The organism is Paenibacillus polymyxa (assembly GCF_015710975.1).
GTDB classification, from domain to species: domain Bacteria; phylum Bacillota; class Bacilli; order Paenibacillales; family Paenibacillaceae; genus Paenibacillus; species Paenibacillus polymyxa.
In genome coordinates this window covers 3861197-3876916 of the sequence record NZ_CP049783.1, presented here as the reverse complement: position 1 = coordinate 3876916, position 15720 = coordinate 3861197, and the positions used below count along the sequence as shown (strand labels likewise).

The 15720-nt window shown below is 46.2% G+C and carries 16 protein-coding genes and 1 other annotated feature; of the genes, 1 reads left to right on the top strand and 15 read right to left on the bottom strand.

The window, feature by feature from the left end; genetic code table 11:
• Positions 1-124: 124 nt before the first annotated feature.
• Positions 125-865: a TraR/DksA C4-type zinc finger protein gene (locus G7035_RS17370; RefSeq protein WP_016821531.1), complete on the top strand. Its 741-nt coding sequence runs from the start codon at positions 125-127 to the stop codon at positions 863-865.
• A gap of 12 nt (positions 866-877) precedes the next feature.
• Here G7035_RS17370 and G7035_RS17365 read toward each other — a convergent pair whose 3' ends face one another.
• The 15 genes from G7035_RS17365 to G7035_RS17295 form a co-directional block, all read right to left on the bottom strand.
• Entirely contained in the window at positions 878-1225 is a 348-nt protein-coding gene (locus G7035_RS17365; RefSeq protein ID WP_016821532.1) for a DUF5665 domain-containing protein, read from the bottom strand.
• A gap of 185 nt (positions 1226-1410) precedes the next feature.
• Positions 1411-4500 (bottom strand): isoleucine--tRNA ligase, encoded by a 3090-nt coding sequence (ileS, locus tag G7035_RS17360; RefSeq protein ID WP_016821534.1) that lies wholly within the window; start codon positions 4498-4500, stop codon positions 1411-1413.
• A gap of 78 nt (positions 4501-4578) precedes the next feature.
• Positions 4579-4857 (bottom strand) — a binding site (T-box leader).
• A 170-nt stretch (positions 4858-5027) separates the two neighbouring features.
• The gene (locus G7035_RS17355) at positions 5028-5537 is read right to left on the bottom strand and encodes a DivIVA domain-containing protein (protein WP_013311075.1); all 510 of its coding nucleotides are present in this window, start codon (positions 5535-5537) and stop codon (positions 5028-5030) included.
• A 172-nt stretch (positions 5538-5709) separates the two neighbouring features.
• A complete protein-coding gene (locus tag G7035_RS17350) occupies positions 5710-6492 on the bottom strand; it encodes a YlmH family RNA-binding protein (RefSeq protein ID WP_017428125.1) in 783 nt (260 codons plus the stop codon).
• An 8-nt stretch (positions 6493-6500) separates the two neighbouring features.
• Entirely contained in the window at positions 6501-6758 is a 258-nt protein-coding gene (locus G7035_RS17345) for a YggT family protein (protein ID WP_013372075.1), read from the bottom strand.
• A 7-nt stretch (positions 6759-6765) separates the two neighbouring features.
• Positions 6766-7218 carry a cell division protein SepF gene (locus G7035_RS17340; RefSeq protein ID WP_013372076.1) on the bottom strand — a complete coding sequence of 151 codons (453 nt, stop codon included), beginning with the start codon at positions 7216-7218 and terminating at the stop codon, positions 6766-6768.
• Entirely contained in the window at positions 7209-7910 is a 702-nt protein-coding gene (locus G7035_RS17335; RefSeq protein ID WP_017428126.1) for a YggS family pyridoxal phosphate-dependent enzyme, read from the bottom strand. Before G7035_RS17335 ends, G7035_RS17340 begins: the two co-directional genes overlap by 10 nt.
• A gap of 8 nt (positions 7911-7918) precedes the next feature.
• A complete protein-coding gene (gene pgeF / locus G7035_RS17330; RefSeq protein ID WP_029515133.1) occupies positions 7919-8803 on the bottom strand; it encodes a peptidoglycan editing factor PgeF in 885 nt (294 codons plus the stop codon).
• Between the two features lie 82 nt (positions 8804-8885).
• On the bottom strand, positions 8886-9230 hold the full coding sequence (locus tag G7035_RS17325) for a YlmC/YmxH family sporulation protein (RefSeq protein ID WP_172494067.1): 345 nt from the start codon (positions 9228-9230) through the stop codon (positions 8886-8888).
• Between the two features lie 112 nt (positions 9231-9342).
• Positions 9343-10125: an RNA polymerase sporulation sigma factor SigG gene (gene sigG, locus G7035_RS17320; RefSeq protein ID WP_013372080.1), complete on the bottom strand. Its 783-nt coding sequence runs from the start codon at positions 10123-10125 to the stop codon at positions 9343-9345.
• Positions 10126-10221: 96 nt separating this feature from the next.
• Positions 10222-10962: an RNA polymerase sporulation sigma factor SigE gene (sigE, locus tag G7035_RS17315; RefSeq protein ID WP_013372081.1), complete on the bottom strand. Its 741-nt coding sequence runs from the start codon at positions 10960-10962 to the stop codon at positions 10222-10224.
• Positions 10963-11066: 104 nt separating this feature from the next.
• Complete coding sequence (gene spoIIGA, locus G7035_RS17310) at positions 11067-12053, bottom strand: sigma-E processing peptidase SpoIIGA (RefSeq protein WP_017428128.1); 987 nt, start codon at positions 12051-12053, stop codon at positions 11067-11069.
• Positions 12054-12244: 191 nt separating this feature from the next.
• The gene (gene ftsZ, locus G7035_RS17305) at positions 12245-13369 is read right to left on the bottom strand and encodes a cell division protein FtsZ (protein ID WP_019688024.1); all 1125 of its coding nucleotides are present in this window, start codon (positions 13367-13369) and stop codon (positions 12245-12247) included.
• A 67-nt stretch (positions 13370-13436) separates the two neighbouring features.
• Entirely contained in the window at positions 13437-14708 is a 1272-nt protein-coding gene (gene ftsA / locus G7035_RS17300; protein ID WP_016821540.1) for a cell division protein FtsA, read from the bottom strand.
• A gap of 199 nt (positions 14709-14907) precedes the next feature.
• A complete protein-coding gene (locus G7035_RS17295; protein WP_016821541.1) occupies positions 14908-15672 on the bottom strand; it encodes a cell division protein FtsQ/DivIB in 765 nt (254 codons plus the stop codon).
• Between the last annotated feature and the right edge of the window lie 48 nt (positions 15673-15720).

Sequence of the window (15720 nt, the reverse complement as noted above, 5' to 3'; positions counted from 1 at the left end):
ATGGAATGAACTCAATCACATTTGATTAGAATTTCCTATGTAAAAGAGGTCTTCCCGGTGCACACTACAAGGAGCATACCTGACACATTGCATGCATGTAAATCTAGAACAAGGAGAGGATTCCATGTCCCCATTGACGGAGCAACAATTGCAGGGCTTGCGTAACGAACTGCTGGAACGCAAAAAGGAAATTGAGCATCGTTTGCAAAACAACGACCATTATGGACTCGGCGATTCTCAACGCGACCAAACCGGTGAGCTTTCTCCCATCGATAACCATCCAGGCGATCTAGCTACCGAAACCTATGAGCGAGCCAAAGATATTTCCTTACTGGAGCATGACGAGTTTCAATTGGAACGTATCAAATCAGCCTTGATGGCTATGGATAAGGGAACCTATGGCATTTGCGCCGCCAGCGGCAAACCCATCCCCTATGAACGCCTGTTGGCTGTTCCCTATACCATTTATTGCAAAGAATACAGTCCTGAAACAGAAGTATCCAACAACCGTCCGGTGGAGGAAGAATTTCTCGCTCCCGCGTTCGGTAGAACAAGCCTGGATGAGCGTGAAGAACAAAACGGCTTTGACGGTGAAGATGCTTGGCAGATCGTTGAAAATTGGGGAACCTCTAACACCCCGGCCATGGCGGAAAGTGGTGAAATCCACCGCTATGATGATATGGAAATTGAAGCTGGCGATGATAATATGGGCTTCGTAGAGCCATATGAAAGCTTTGTCGCTACTGACATTTATGGCAGAAATGTATCCATTGTCCGCAGTTCTATTTATCAGCGTTATATAGAAGATGGCGAGGGTGAAGGTCTGCTGGAGCCGGATTTGCACGAGGACGAATCGGAAGCTTAAAAGTGAAACGCCCTAGTAGGTAGTAAGCTCTAATTGTCGCTGTACGATCCGTACAATATCAGCGATATAATCACCGATAATCGGCAAATTCAACGCTCCGAGCACTTGCAGCACATAAATTATGGTAGCGGCAAAAAAAGTAAATCCTAGCGCAATGCCGATTCCACGGGAAACACCTGATATTAGGTTTAGCCAAAGTAATCGCCAAGGCTTATTCAGCAGCAAAGCGTAATCTGCAATACGTGTTCGTTCCATCTGCTCTGATACAGCTTGCACCAGCTTTTCCACACGACTTAGTTTCTCTGCCTGGTCACCTGCTATTCCCTTATCTGAGGCTATGGCGGCCCCTTCTCCGTTCATCCCTCGGAGACTCCTTCCCAGTCTGCGCCTTGACCGTGCTGTCATATGCACAATCCCCCTTTTCCGATGGCTGCCCCGAAAGCAGCAAACGAGCCGAAGCACGTAACGGAGGAAACCCGTTTCCGATGCTTAGGCTCGTTTTTATATGCTGCCTGTTATTGTATTATGGGACAGGGGGCTTGTAATTATTCCCCAATATGAACGCCGATAGTTTTGCCATTCACTTCTACATGTTCCGCTGGTTCGGCTTGACCAAATGTCACCGTGGTTACCAATACGTTCTCACGCAACACAGAGTCGAAGCTTTCGATCGCCTGACGCAAATCGTTGTCTACATCCAACGTCAATGCTACATACTTTTCAATCGGCAGATCCAGCTTTTTGCGGTAGTCTTGTACCGCACGAACCACTTCACGTACCCAGCCCTCTTGCTCAAGCTCCGGTGTAATGTCTGTGTTCAACGCTACCGTTAAGCCATAGCCAGAAGCAGAAGCGAAGCCTTCTTTCGCTTTTTTCTCCACCAGCAATTCCTCAGCTGTAACTTGCAACTCTTCTCCTTCTGGAGAAGCCACGTTCAGTACCCCTTTTTCTACAACAGAACGAGTTTCTTCAGCAGACATTCCCTTGAAAAGATTTTGTAGGAATCCGACATTTTTGCCGTATTTCTTGCCTGCCACTTTCAAATTCAGCTTCAATGTAAAATCTACAAATCCGCTATCGTCCGTCTCAACATGAATATGCTTCACATTGATCTCATCTTTGATGATTTCCTCATAGCCACCCAGGTCAAAATCCTGATCCATAGACAGAATCAACTCAGACAACGGTTGACGTGTTTTCAAACCCGTTTCGTTACGGACATTACGTGCTAATTCAACGACGCGACGTGCCGTTTCCATATCTCGCTCCAGTTCCAGATCAATTAAGGATTCATTGGCAGACGGATAGTCATCCAGATGAACACTTTCCCCATTGCTCAGGTTGAGGTAAATATCCTCAGCAAGCAGCGGTGTGAACGGTGCAAGCAGCTTCGCCGTCGTTAACAGCACCTCCGTCAGTGTGCGGTACGCATCCAGTTTATCTTCTGTAAGCCCGTTACCCCAGAATCGATCACGTGAACGACGGATATACCAGTTACTCAGTTCATCCACAAACGACTCAATCGCTTTGGCAGAGTTCAGGAAGTCATTGACAGACAATGCTTTGTCCACAACCAAAATTAAGCTGTTCAGACGGGACAAAATCCAGCGATCCAATTTGTGTGCCGATGGCTTGAACGGATGCTGTGCCGGATCAAATCCGTCAATATCTGCATACAAGGTCAGAAATGCGTGTGTATTGACAAGCGTATCTACCAGCTTCGATTTAGCTTCGCCTACGATGCCTTTGGAAAAACGTTTGCTATTCCATGGTGCGCTATCGGAGAGCAATGCCCAGCGGAAAGCGTCTGTACCGTACTCGTCAATTACTTCCCACGGATCGATAACATTGCCCTTCGATTTGGACATTTTCTGACCCTGCTCATCCAGTACATGGCCTGTTGCCATGACAGCTTTGTAAGGAGCTTTGCCAGTCAGCATCGTCGAAACCGCAAGCAAGCTATAGAACCAGCCACGAGTCTGGTCAATCCCTTCACAGATCATATCTGCTGGAAATTGCTGCTCGAACGTTTCATTATTCTCAAAAGGATAATGATGCTGTGCAAACGGCATAGAACCGCTATCGAACCATACGTCGATGACTTCCGGTGTGCGAGTCATTTCGTATTTACCGCATTGGCTACGAACCTTGATATCATCTACATATGGTTTGTGTAGCTCGATATCCGCCGGCACGTCCCCAATCGCACGTTCTCTCAACTCAGCAATACTGTGGGGTGCGAACTGTTCTCCAGTTTCCTCACAAACCCAGATATTAAGCGGTGTACCCCAATAGCGATCACGACTGATGTTCCAGTCCACCAGTTCCTCCAAAAACTTGCCAAAGCGTCCTTCGCGTACATGACCTGGGTACCATTCAACTTCGCTGTTGTTGGCAATCAGTTGATCCTTGATCGCAGTTGTTTTGATAAACCAGCTGTCCATAGCATAGTACAGTAATGGAGTATCGCAGCGCCAGCAGAACGGATAGCTATGCTCGTATTTTTCCTTGCTGTACAGCAAACCTTTTTCGGATAGCATTTTCACAATATCTACATCGCAATCTTTCACAAAACGGCCTGCAAAATCAGTGATTTCAGCTACATAGTTACCTTGAAGATCCACTACGTTGATAAACCCAACACCATTTTCACGACATACGCGATAGTCATCCTCACCATGTGCCGGAGCCATATGAACGATACCTGTACCGCTGGAGTCTGTTACGAACTTCGCACCCAGAATTTGGTTACCCTTTTCCACCTGAAAATAAGTAAATGGCGGGGTATAGGTTTGGCCTACCAGTTCAGAACCCGATAGTGTGCCAATCACTTCATGATCACCTTTAATTACGGTCTCAACCAGATTTTTAGCAACGATGTATACACCATCTTCTTGCTTCACACGTGCGTATTCCAGCTCAGGGTTGACAGCGAGCGCCACGTGGCTCGGCAAGGTCCAAGGTGTTGTCGTCCAGGCCAGTACATATTCACCACTGCTATGCAGCTTGAATTTGGCCGTGGCACTCAGATCCTTTACATCTTTGTAGCCCTGTGCTACTTCATGGGAACTTAGCGTCGTCTGACAATCCGGGCAATACGGACTCACACGATGACCACGATACAGCAGGTCTTTCTCATGAATCGTCGCCAAAATGTTCCATACGCTCTCGATATAGTTATTGTCCAAGGTAATGTACGGGTGATCAAGGTCTGTCCAGTATCCGATCGCTTCGGTTAAATCGCGCCATTGCTGCTCGTATTCAAACACGCTCGCTTTACATTTTTTAATAAATTTCTCAACACCATATTCTTCAATTTCAGGTTTGTGGGAGATCCCCAGTTGCTTTTGCACACCCAGTTCCACCGGCAGGCCATGCGTATCCCAACCCGCCTTCCGTACGACACGATATCCCTTCATAGTCTGATAGCGGCCGACGAAATCCTTAATTACGCGACCCAGCACATGACCGATGTGTGGTTTGCCGTTAGCTGTTGGTGGGCCCTCATAAAACACAAAATTGGGCTTTCCTTCACGATTGGTAATGGATTTACGGAATGTGTCCTCCTGTTTCCATTTGCTCAGGATGCGTAGGTCACGTGACCGTGCTTTTTCTTTAACATCCACTCTGTTCATAACGTTATACTTCCTCTCTGCTCATCATTGATTGTTCTAGCGCACTTAAAAAAGCAACAAAAAAAGCCCCATCCCTGTAAAAGGGACGAGACTGTGCTCGCGTTACCACCCTGATTCCGTAAATAGACCAATCTAAAAAGACGATCTTGTCACGACTCTCTGAGCCCTACTCTACTTCAGCAGGGCGCCATTATAACGCATGGCAAACGGTGATCGCTTACACACGCCCCAAGTTTAAGCGCTTCAGCTCACTTCTCCGGGAGGATCTTCAGTCATGTTCTGAACGTTGGCTTGCACCGGTAGGCCAACTCTCTGAGGGACAAATCATGACGTACTCGTTCCCATCAACGAATTAAACATGTTAAATTCATCGAAATCTTAAATCAGCAACATCGTTGCCTTGAATAACAACCATCAACCGATAGACGGATAATCGTTGAATTCAGTATAGTATTTACAGTTATAGCCTGTTTAAAGATAAAAGTCAACCCTAACAAGACCTAATAAAAGCTTGTCAGAAATCAAAATTAGTAAATTTCTTTCATTTCACGCTCGCGCTCCAGCACTTCGCGTTCACGGTTTTCAAGTGCTTCCCAGCCATCTTGGCTTAACAAGTCGAGCTGCGCTTCCACCAATGTACGAAACCGTGCTCGGTAAATTGAAGCCTGTTTCTTCAGCTCTTCAACCTCCAACGCGATTTTACGGGATTTGGACAATGCTTCGTTCACAATACGATCCGCATTTTTTTCCGCTTCCTTCACGATCAGTTGAGATTCTTTCTTGGCGTTGTTGCGAACTTCATCAGCTGCTTCCTGCGCGACAATAATTGTCTTGCTCAGTGTATCCTCAATCGTCGCGAAATGATCGAGCTTCTCCTGTACGTTCAACAACTGGGTGCTCAATTCTTTATTTTCACGGATAACGCCCTCGTAGTCCTTGATCACCTGATCCAAAAATTCATTAACCTGATCCTCGTCATAACCGCGAAGCCGGCGGGCAAATTCCTTATTATGTATATCCAATGGCGTTAATGGCATGCCGTCCACCTCCTATAAGATTGACAAAAAATTCATTTTCCGCGTCACGACGCTCAATATCATCTATCGGTCATCATACCCCGTTTTGTGAATACTGTACAGAGCAAAATCGTTCCAGTTCAACGCTATAGGTTAATTCTTTCGACAGAAATCTCATGAATCCTGCCTTCAGCTATACAAACTTACCAATTTTGACACGGAATCTACCTTTTTTTGTCATCCCGTCTGTTTCAAGCACTTTAAAACGCCCAAATCCCTGCATGGAAATAACGTCCCCAACTTTAAGTGAAGTCGATGGATTCTCCTCCACCTTCCAGTTTACCCGACATCGTCCCGCTCGAATCGGTGTTAATATTTTACTGCGGCTCAATTTGTAGACGTCACTAGCAATCCCGTCCAGACGCAAAGAAGCCACCGTCAGATCCATCGCCTCTAATGCAACTTCCTTCGTTCGGAGACTTGCTACTGGCAACAGTTCTGTCCATACATGAACACGATGTACCTGCTGCAAATGCATAGTCATAAAATCTCCAATCTCTGACGCCACCAATACATGACACCCATCATCCAGCACGTGAATGTCGCCGATTTTGCCACGCTTGATTCCAAGCCCCAAAATGGCACCTAGATAATCACCGTGCTCAAGGGTATTGATTTTATGATCATCAGAAGTGATGGAAAGGACCTGAATTCCCATTTCCTCATCGTCCAAATACGAATAATCGGGCGCAATCAGCGCCCGCTTTCGTTCCGAAGCCATGTATCCGCCATCTACCCTAATCGTGACCTTGTCTTCCTTCGAAGCAAGTGTCTCCAATATGTACTGTTGCCGTGGATCCAAAAAATCAGTCAGCTTCTGCTCATGATAAGCTCCCGCATGACTGATCCATTCGGAAGCACGATCCACATAATCCCGTTCATCCGGGTGAAAATGCTCATAAATCTCAGTCCGCATAAATCCTCCTAGACGAAATTGCCGATTAAAGAAATCAAACCGTACGATGCAAAACGCAGAGCAATCAGCGCTACGATAGGTGAAATATCAATCATCCCGAAGATTGGCGGTATAAACCTGCGGAAAGGAGACAAATATGGCTCCACAAACCTGGCAAGTAAATCACCGATCACACTCTCTCTGGCATTAGGAAGCCATGACAGCAGGACATATGCAATGATCATGTACGAATAAATCTGAAATAGCCAGTAAATTACCTCGATCAAGAAAAGCTCACCTCATTCTGTTAAGTTCTTGTTCAGTGTCAGCCAGTATCTCCGTAATGGAGCCTTGAATTTCAACCGTATCCGGTGTGCACAGAAAAATATTGTTACCGACCTTCGAAATGCCACCACTCAGTGCGTACACGGTGCCACTCAAAAAATCAATGATGCGTAGCGCCTGATCCTTGCGAATTCGTTGCAGGTTAACCACGACGGTGCGGTGGGAACGGATATGGTCGGCGATTTCCTGTGCTTCATCGTAAGAACGCGGCTCATACAGAACAACTTTCACATTTTTTTGTGAATGGATGCTGACAACATTCGTGCCCTTCTGGTTCTTACGTTTATCAAAGCTTGGGGTTTCAATTTCTTGATCTTCCGGCGTATTCATAACCTCTCGCTCTATAACTTCCTCTTCTTCCTGAAGGCCCAGAAAGTTCATGAACTTATTCATTACGCCCACTGAAAATCCTCCTCTCGTCCGACCAGTACGGAACCAAGCCGCAACCAGGTCGCTCCTTCTTCAACCGCCACTTCAAAATCATTGGACATCCCCATAGACAAGTGAACGATAGGTTCTCTAGTCAAAGCTTGTCCATTTAACCGATCACGCAGTTCACGTAATCCCCGAAACACAGGTCGAGTATGTTCTGGGTTTTCCTCATGAGGAGCCATGGTCATCAGGCCGATTACATCCACATGTTCCAACTCGCGAATTTGCTCTAGGAAAGGGGCAACTGCCTCGGAGGATAAGCCGTATTTTGAAATTTCCCCAGAAATATTGACTTGCACAAAAGCTTTGACTCGCAGTCCCAAAGCGGCTGCCTTCTTGTCCAATTCCTGAGCAAGCGATAAGCGATCAAGCGAATGTATAAATTTAAATTTTCCAATTACATCTTTAACCTTATTCGTTTGGAGATGACCAATAAAATGCCACGTTCCCCGATCACCCAACTTGCTCCATTTATCCGCAGCATCCTGCCAGCGATTTTCGCCCACATGCTCCAAGTCGTTATCCAATACGGATGCCATTGCCGCCGCCGAAACATATTTCGTGACAGCGATCACATTTACTTCATCACGCGAACGTCCGCTACGGGCACATGCCGCTTCGATACGGGCGTTAACTTCTTTAATTCGTTCCTCCAAAGACACGGGAGGACTCACCTCTCTTCCAGACCAATCCAACTCGCCATTCTTCCTGTAACGCCGCCTTCCTTGCGATATGAAAAAAATAAATCGCTGCGGCTACTCGTGCACAAGGTAGTACATTCGATATGGCTCGGCAATATTCCTGCTTTCATCATAATGTGTCGATTGCATTGTTTCAAGTCGAGTAGTGTTTTTCCACCGGTTAAGGGGAAATAAACAGAACCTTCCCATTTATCATTACCCGGGCAATCATGCTCTAAAACCCGAATTTGGTTCATCACATGCTCATCTACCTCATAGGATTCAGGACCAATAGAAGGACCAATAGCTGCTAGTATATCGGACGGCTGAGATCCATATTCAGTTTGCATGGTCTGTACCATTTTCAACGCAATCTCCGCAACTGTTCCCTTCCAGCCTGCATGCGCCAATCCAATCACACGATGCACGGGATCACAAAAATATAAGGGTACACAGTCCGCATAAAAGGACGTCAGCAAAATGCCTGGTATATTCGTCACAAGTCCATCTGTGTCCTGAAAAGCTGATGCACGATTCATAAAGCCTCGCCCACGATCAGCAGCGTGGACAACAGCAACATGATTACCGTGGACCTGTTCGCCGCAAGTCCACGCTTCAGCCGCAAAACCAAGCTGCTCAGCAATTAATTGGCGGTTGCGAATGACTTTCTCCGGGTCATCCCCTACATGAAACGCACAGTTCAAACTATCGTATGGCGCTTCGCTGACACCGCCATGACGCCCTGTAAACCCCACTGTTAATCCCTGAACCTGCCGCTCCCAAGATTGGATATATAACAACTCTGGCACGGGACGTCCGCCATCTTGCATGGGCGTAGTCCCTCTAGCCTCGGTATTCACTATAAACGGTTCCATTTCGTTCTCACCTCTACTGCCCAGTGTACCAAAAAGCCGCCGCTGTGTCTTCACAACATACTAAATTACGTGTACTTGCTGTTCAAAAGCCCCGTCGGTCATTCCGTTCCTGACGTTCGATATAAGACTTTTGCTCTCTCTCATCCGGTGGCTCATGCAATCCCTCCAGTCGAACAAGCACAACATCCGAACCAATTTTCACAATGTTGCGCCACGGAATAACCAATTCGCTTCCCCCTCCAAACCAACCCATGAATCGGCTGCTGCCCGGAACCACGATAGCTTCAATTTTCCCTTGTCGTACGTCAATCTCCAGATCACTGATTTGTCCTAGACGTCGTCCATCTACAATGTTAATGACATCCTTGGTTTGAAACTCGGAAATTTTCATGGCTCTTACTGACGTTTCCGGTGCATTCACACGCATCACATCCTTTATTTCACTATATGAGTGGGAGAGCCCAAAAAATGTCCTGCAAACGCAAAAACGATCCGCACGGGATCGTTTTTATCACTGAATCATTCAAGCATTCATTTCATTAGGACTTTACATGTTTTTGCATTTGCTGTATAGCCGACTTCTCTAATCTCGAAACCTGGGCTTGAGAGATACCGATTTCGTCGGCAACCTCCATTTGCGTCTTTCCTTCATAAAAACGCATAGACAATATCATCTTTTCACGCTGGCCCAGGCGATGCATCGCTTCCCGGAGAGCGATTTCCTCAATCCATGAGACGTCTTTATTTCTGTCATCACTGATCTGATCCATCACATAGATTGGGTCGCCCCCGTCGTGATATATCGGCTCGAACAGCGAAACTGGATCCTGAATCGCATCCAATGCGAACACAACATCTTCTTTAGGCACGTTCAGCACCTCTGATATTTCAAAAATCGTTGGTTCCCGCGAGTTCAGATTTGTCAGACTGTCCCGCACCTGAAGCGCCTTATATGCAATATCCCGCAACGAACGGGACACACGGATCGGATTGTTATCCCGCAAATAACGGCGGATCTCTCCGATGATCATCGGCACCGCATAAGTGGAGAACTTTACGTTTTGCGAAAGGTCAAAATTATCAATCGCCTTCATCAGGCCGATGCATCCTACCTGGAACAAATCGTCCACAAACTCCCCCCGATTGTTAAAACGCTGAATCACACTCAGGACGAGCCGGAGATTGCCGTTGACCAATTTTTCTCTGGCTGATCGTTCATTATTTTGCTGAAGTGATGTGAACAGCTCGCGCATCTCTGCATTGGTTAATACCGGCAGTTTGGCGGTATCCACACCGCAAATTTCCACTTTGTTTCGGGTCATCGTGTCTTACCTCCCAAGGAGCAACATTAATGTACATTATCTCCTGAGGGCATTTTTTTATTCGCCGTTTCCATCGCTTCCGGATATCCCCAAGCATTATACCATTTTATTGAATTCTTTTCGTAAGCGCTTTATAATTCGTTTTTCCAGACGCGAAATATACGATTGCGATATACCCAGCAGGTCAGCAACATCCTTCTGTGTCTTCTCTTCTCCGTCTTGTAAGCCGAAGCGCAGTTCCATAATCAAACGCTCTCGATCCGTCAACTTATCCAGTGCCTTATGCAATAATTTACGATCTACTTGCTCCTCAATATTACGGTAAATGGTATCATTTTCCGTGCCCATCACATCGGAAAGCAACAACTCATTACCATCCCAATCGATATTCAGAGGCTCATCAAAAGAAACCTCCGTTCTCGTTTTGCTATTACGACGCAAATACATTAAAATCTCATTTTCAATGCATCGAGATGCATAAGTGGCAAGTTTGATTTTCTTCTCTGGATCAAAAGTGTTCACCGCTTTGATCAGCCCAATAGCACCGATGGATACGAGATCCTCAATGTTGATTCCCGTATTTTCAAATTTACGGGCGATATACACGACTAACCGCAAGTTTCTCTCAATTAGCATCGACCTCACTGCCGCATCTCCAGAAGAAAGCTTTCCAAGCAAATACTCTTCCTCGTCTCTTGTTAATGGAGGGGGGAGCGCCTCGCTACCGCCAATATAATAAATTTCTTCACTTTTCAGCCCGAATAAAAATAAAATACGATAATATTGCAGTTGCCATGCTAGCCTAAATTTCATCTTTAAATTCATTTGTTCCCTCATATCATTCTCCCCCTTTTGGAAATAGTACAAGTCTTACTGGCTCCGTCCATTTCAGCATCGAATGTTTCTCCTCGTCTTTAAACCTTGTCCTGTACTCTTCTCCATTATCCTGATTCTGTAAAATGATCACTAGCATATGCTTCTCGTTTCAAGCTTGAATCAGCACCCCCCTCTTCGTGTGCCGTCACATCTGGATGGATGATGGCACGGTATTTGCCCTCTGCCGACAACTTTCCCCCGTCCAAGCCAATCAGCACTCGATGATGTACAAAATGAATCCCATTCATCACCACCTCTACTCGATCTGGTTTGAGTGCGAGCATAAAGGAATGACTTTTGTTAATTCCACGATAGGGAACGAGACGAACACGATCCTGCCAGTTGAACGGTTCCTCCCCCAGATCCATCACTAGTTGATCAGCATTACCCTCAGAACATTTTTGGAGCCAGGAAGCGGGTAAATACGATTCCCACAAAACCGCCTCCATCACCATTACTGGGGTTCGGGTCAAAGGATCATGCAGTTGGTTACCTGTATCCAACAAGCCTGTACACTCAATATGATCCTGCCCGATCCACACCTGTACTTGCCCCAAAAAGCCACTCATCCTTTCTGTGCGCTGCTTCGAGGACTGCACAATACGAAAGAAAAGCATCACTCCGCCAAATGCGCATAAAATAAACCAGAATGCGATTTTCAATTCAAAAGACATTCCACCTGATGCGGTATACCAGATGCCATTAAACAATTCCCCCGTATTTTGGAGAAAATAATGCATCCCCAAAATGCCACCTGCTGCTACAAAATTGATCATGTAAAAGGCACCCATTGTACGAAGATACTTTTGCATGCTTCCAAAACCAAATGCCACCAGCAGCATGATGACCGATAAGGCCAGCTTGATTAGAAACGTAAATAAAAATGACAGTTCCGGCACAAACATCATGACTACGTACATTGCGCCAATTCCAGCTGAAGTCATCAATCGCCACCACACTGGACGAATCTTTCTCATCCAGGCGGTGGCCATTAGCAACACAGCATCAATGAACAAATTGGCCAAGAAAATTAAATCGATATAAACAACCAAGGATTCACCCGCCCAGCATTTTGCAGGATAGGCTTAAGTATAGTAGTCATATGGTTCAAAGTCTGTCTAACGGTGGGGACGGTGTCCGACTAATTTTGTCGGAAAGAGGAGAAGCACTAGCCGTACGGGATGCGGAGAAAACAGAAAGAAGCCCGCATCTCCAAGGAGGATGCGGGCTGTCTAGATATAAACTAGTTATCGTTATTATTATTGCGTGAACGGTTACGTAAGAATGTCGGAATATCCAATTGGTCACTGCTTTGAGAGTTACCGAATGGACGCAAGTTAGGAGAGGACTTTTCCGTTGCTTCGGAAGCCGCTGGGTTAGCTGCTGGTCTACGTCCAGGTGCTGGTTGGCTCGGCTTACCTTCAAAACCAGTGGCGATCACGGTAACCTTAATCTCTTCTTTCAAGTCTTCATCAATGATAGCACCGAAAATCATGTTCACTTCCGGATCGGAAGCTGATGTTACAATTTCAGCCGCCTCATTGACTTCGTATAGAGACAAATTGGTGCCGCCAGTGATGTTCATAATGACACCACGCGCACCTTCTATGGATGTCTCTAGCAACGGACTCATGATAGCCTTGCGCGCTGCTTCAGCCGCACGATTTTCACCCGTCGCTTCGCCAATCCCCATCAACGCGGAACCACGCTCCGTCATGATCGTTTTTACGTCAGCGAAGTCAAGATTGATCAGACCCGGTACAGCGATCAAATCCGAAATACCTTGTACGGCCTGACGTAGAACATTATCTGCTTCACGGAATGCTTCCAGCATTGGGGTTTTCTTATCCACAATCTCAAGCAAGCGATCATTCGGGATTACAATCAAGGTATCTACTTTTTCTTTCAATCCCTCAATGCCAAGTTCAGCTTGATTGGAGCGTTTACGCCCTTCAAATGTGAATGGTCGGGTTACCACGCCTACAGTCAGCGCACCGCACTCCTTAGCAATTTCAGCAATGACAGGGGCCGCTCCGGTTCCTGTACCGCCACCCATTCCCGCAGTTACGAATACCATATCCGCGCCTTTGAGCGTATTCATAATGAGCTCACGCGACTCTTCAGCCGCTTTTTTACCCACGTCAGGGTTAGCCCCGGCACCCAAACCACGAGTCAGTTTATCGCCAATTTGAAGCTTATGCTCAGACTTCGCCAAGTGAAGCGCCTGGGCATCTGTATTGACAGTAATAAACTCTACACCCTGAACTCCATTTTCGATCATTCGGTTAACTGCATTGCTGCCGCCGCCTCCGACGCCGATCACTTTAATTTGAGCCAAGCTCTCCATTTCAAAATCAAATTCCAACATACTATTCCATCTCCCCCTCAATGTGCATGGATGGCCCGTCCATGATTGGCATAATTAGCAATGAACGTTATATAAATTCACTGAACATATTTTTTAAGCGTTCAATCAACCCCTGCTTCTGCTCGCCTTCCGCAACGGGACTGCTGCTCTTGGTTCGGTTAGTCGGCTTCTTGGTACTACCGCCACTGTTGCTAACACTAGTCGATCTCCCGCGATAGTAACGAATAGCATTATGCAAGATACCAACTCCGCTCGTGTATCCCGGATCCCTTACACCGATAAAATCAGGTACAGCGATCCTTACGGAAGCGGCCAGTTCGCTTTGTGCCACCTGAAGTACACCAGGCATGGAGACGGTGCCTCCGGTAAGTATATAACCCCCCGGAAGCTCTGTGTAACCCAAGCGCTTAACTTCCGCCTGAATGAGTTGAAAAATTTCCTGTACTCTCGGCTCAATAATAGCAGCCAAATCCTGTTGGTTGAACTCCTTATCTACATTACTGCCGATACGGGTCACTTTAAAGACGACATCGGCTGCTGCATCATCATACCAAGCGCAGCCGTATTTGAGTTTAACTTTTTCGGCTTGATCGGTAAGGGTTCTCAGTCCGTAGGCAATATCATTGGTTACAAATTCTCCGCCGATTGGGAGTGTTGATGTGGCAACAATCGTTCCTTCCTGGAAAATGGCCACATTCGTAGAACCTGCACCAATATCCACCAGCACGGAACCCATCACCTTTTCATCCTTCGAAAGAGACAACTGTCCAGCTCCGAGAGGCAACAAGACGAGATCTTTAATCCTCAGGCCAGCTTTCTCAACGCAGCGCAACAGATTATGTATTGGGGTTTTGCCTCCAGTAACAATCGTAGCCTCTACTTCGAGACGAACACCGATCATACCACGAGGGTCCTGAATTCCTTCAAGGCCATCCACGACATACTGCTTGGCTACCACGTCAATGATTTCTCTCTCCGGTGGTACGGCAATTACTTCTGCTGCCTTCAGTACACGTTCAATGTCCTCCTCACCGATTTCACGGTCCTCGTTGGACACGGCTACTACGCCATGACTATTTTGCAGACCAATATGGTTGCCTGAGATCCCCACATACACTTCTGTTATTTGAATACCAACCATGCGTTCTGCGTGATCCACGGCGTTACGGATTGATTGCACGGTTTGATCAATGTCTACAATTGCACCTTTGCGAATCCCTTCCGAGTCGGCAGATCCAACTCCAATAATATTAAAGGTTCCATTATTCATTTCCCCAATAATAGCCCGAACTTTGGATGTACCGATGTCCAAACTAACAATGATGTCATTGTTGCTCAAGTCTGTGGCACCTCCTGACTCCAAAATGAATTTCGTTCTTTAAACACACTCTGTACATATTCAACATACTCCATGCTTTCCCTCTTTTTTCTACAAATTTTTTAGAAGCCAATTTATGGTTGCAGTCACATAAAAATTTGAAGAAAAAAGAAGGAGGCAAGTCTATTACCCATAAAATCAATTCTAGCATTTTTTCACATCACTGAGTAGTATCTTTTTCTTGGCCCTCTTCGCTCGTATCGGGTTTAAATGGAACGTAGGAATCCGCCTCCAGCATTGTGATCACACCAGGCTCTTCTGTTTCTAGCACTTGGTTCAGATAGCTGATTTTAGAGTTCAACAGTGAAACAGTTGTAATAACCTCAAACTGGGAACGCGTGTACATTTTTATACGGTCTGGAAAAGAAGGAATCGGCGCCGGAATGATTTCCGAAATATCAGCTGTCCATTCTCCCGGAATGCGTGATAAAGCATCACACAGCTTCGCTTTGTAGGGATCATCTGATTTCCATTTAGTCAAAATAGGCTTTTCAACCGCTATCCCACTGCTTCCTACGCCCACGCTTGTCCCATTTGCTAGAATAGCACGCAGGCTACCGTCACTTTGCAACTCGTAAGCTACTGTAGCAAACTCCTTAATGTGAATCGTAATGATGCCCGGAAACTGCTTGTCCACTGTGACTTGCTGAATCGACTGAATTTCCCGCAGCTTCTCAGAGACGTCGGATGAACTGACTCCGAAATATTGATCTCCGACAGCGAGACCACTTCGATTGAGAAGTTGCTCCCGGGTCGAAAATACATTACCATCAAAACGAATTTCAGAAACCTGACTCAACGAAGAACGGAAAAAGAGAACAGCGAGCAGTACAATAAACAACAAAATGAGAAGAATAGCAATCTTCCGGCTTGTTCTTTTTTTCGTTCTGTTCTTTTTAAGAACAGGTATTTGAGCATTTGGCATAGCTTCTCTCCACAAAAGCCCTTTGTCCCCCCGTTAACGGAGGGACAT

What these genes read in the sequence shown, in the direction of transcription:
- G7035_RS17365 (WP_016821532.1), bottom strand. Translation starts at nt 1,225, where the DNA reads ATGAACGGAGAAGGGGCCGCCATAGCCTCAGATAAGGGAATAGCAGGT.
- ileS (WP_016821534.1), bottom strand. Translation starts at nt 4,500, where the DNA reads ATGAACAGAGTGGATGTTAAAGAAAAAGCACGGTCACGTGACCTACGC.
- G7035_RS17370 (WP_016821531.1), top strand. Translation starts at nt 125, where the DNA reads ATGTCCCCATTGACGGAGCAACAATTGCAGGGCTTGCGTAACGAACTG.
- sigE (WP_013372081.1), bottom strand. Translation starts at nt 10,962, where the DNA reads ATGAGGGAACAAATGAATTTAAAGATGAAATTTAGGCTAGCATGGCAA.
- G7035_RS17350 (WP_017428125.1), bottom strand. Translation starts at nt 6,492, where the DNA reads ATGCGGACTGAGATTTATGAGCATTTTCACCCGGATGAACGGGATTAT.
- G7035_RS17295 (WP_016821541.1), bottom strand. Translation starts at nt 15,672, where the DNA reads ATGCCAAATGCTCAAATACCTGTTCTTAAAAAGAACAGAACGAAAAAA.
- sigG (WP_013372080.1), bottom strand. Translation starts at nt 10,125, where the DNA reads ATGACCCGAAACAAAGTGGAAATTTGCGGTGTGGATACCGCCAAACTG.
- pgeF (WP_029515133.1), bottom strand. Translation starts at nt 8,803, where the DNA reads ATGGAACCGTTTATAGTGAATACCGAGGCTAGAGGGACTACGCCCATG.
- G7035_RS17325 (WP_172494067.1), bottom strand. Translation starts at nt 9,230, where the DNA reads ATGCGTGTGAATGCACCGGAAACGTCAGTAAGAGCCATGAAAATTTCC.
- G7035_RS17355 (WP_013311075.1), bottom strand. Translation starts at nt 5,537, where the DNA reads ATGCCATTAACGCCATTGGATATACATAATAAGGAATTTGCCCGCCGG.
- ftsZ (WP_019688024.1), bottom strand. Translation starts at nt 13,369, where the DNA reads ATGTTGGAATTTGATTTTGAAATGGAGAGCTTGGCTCAAATTAAAGTG.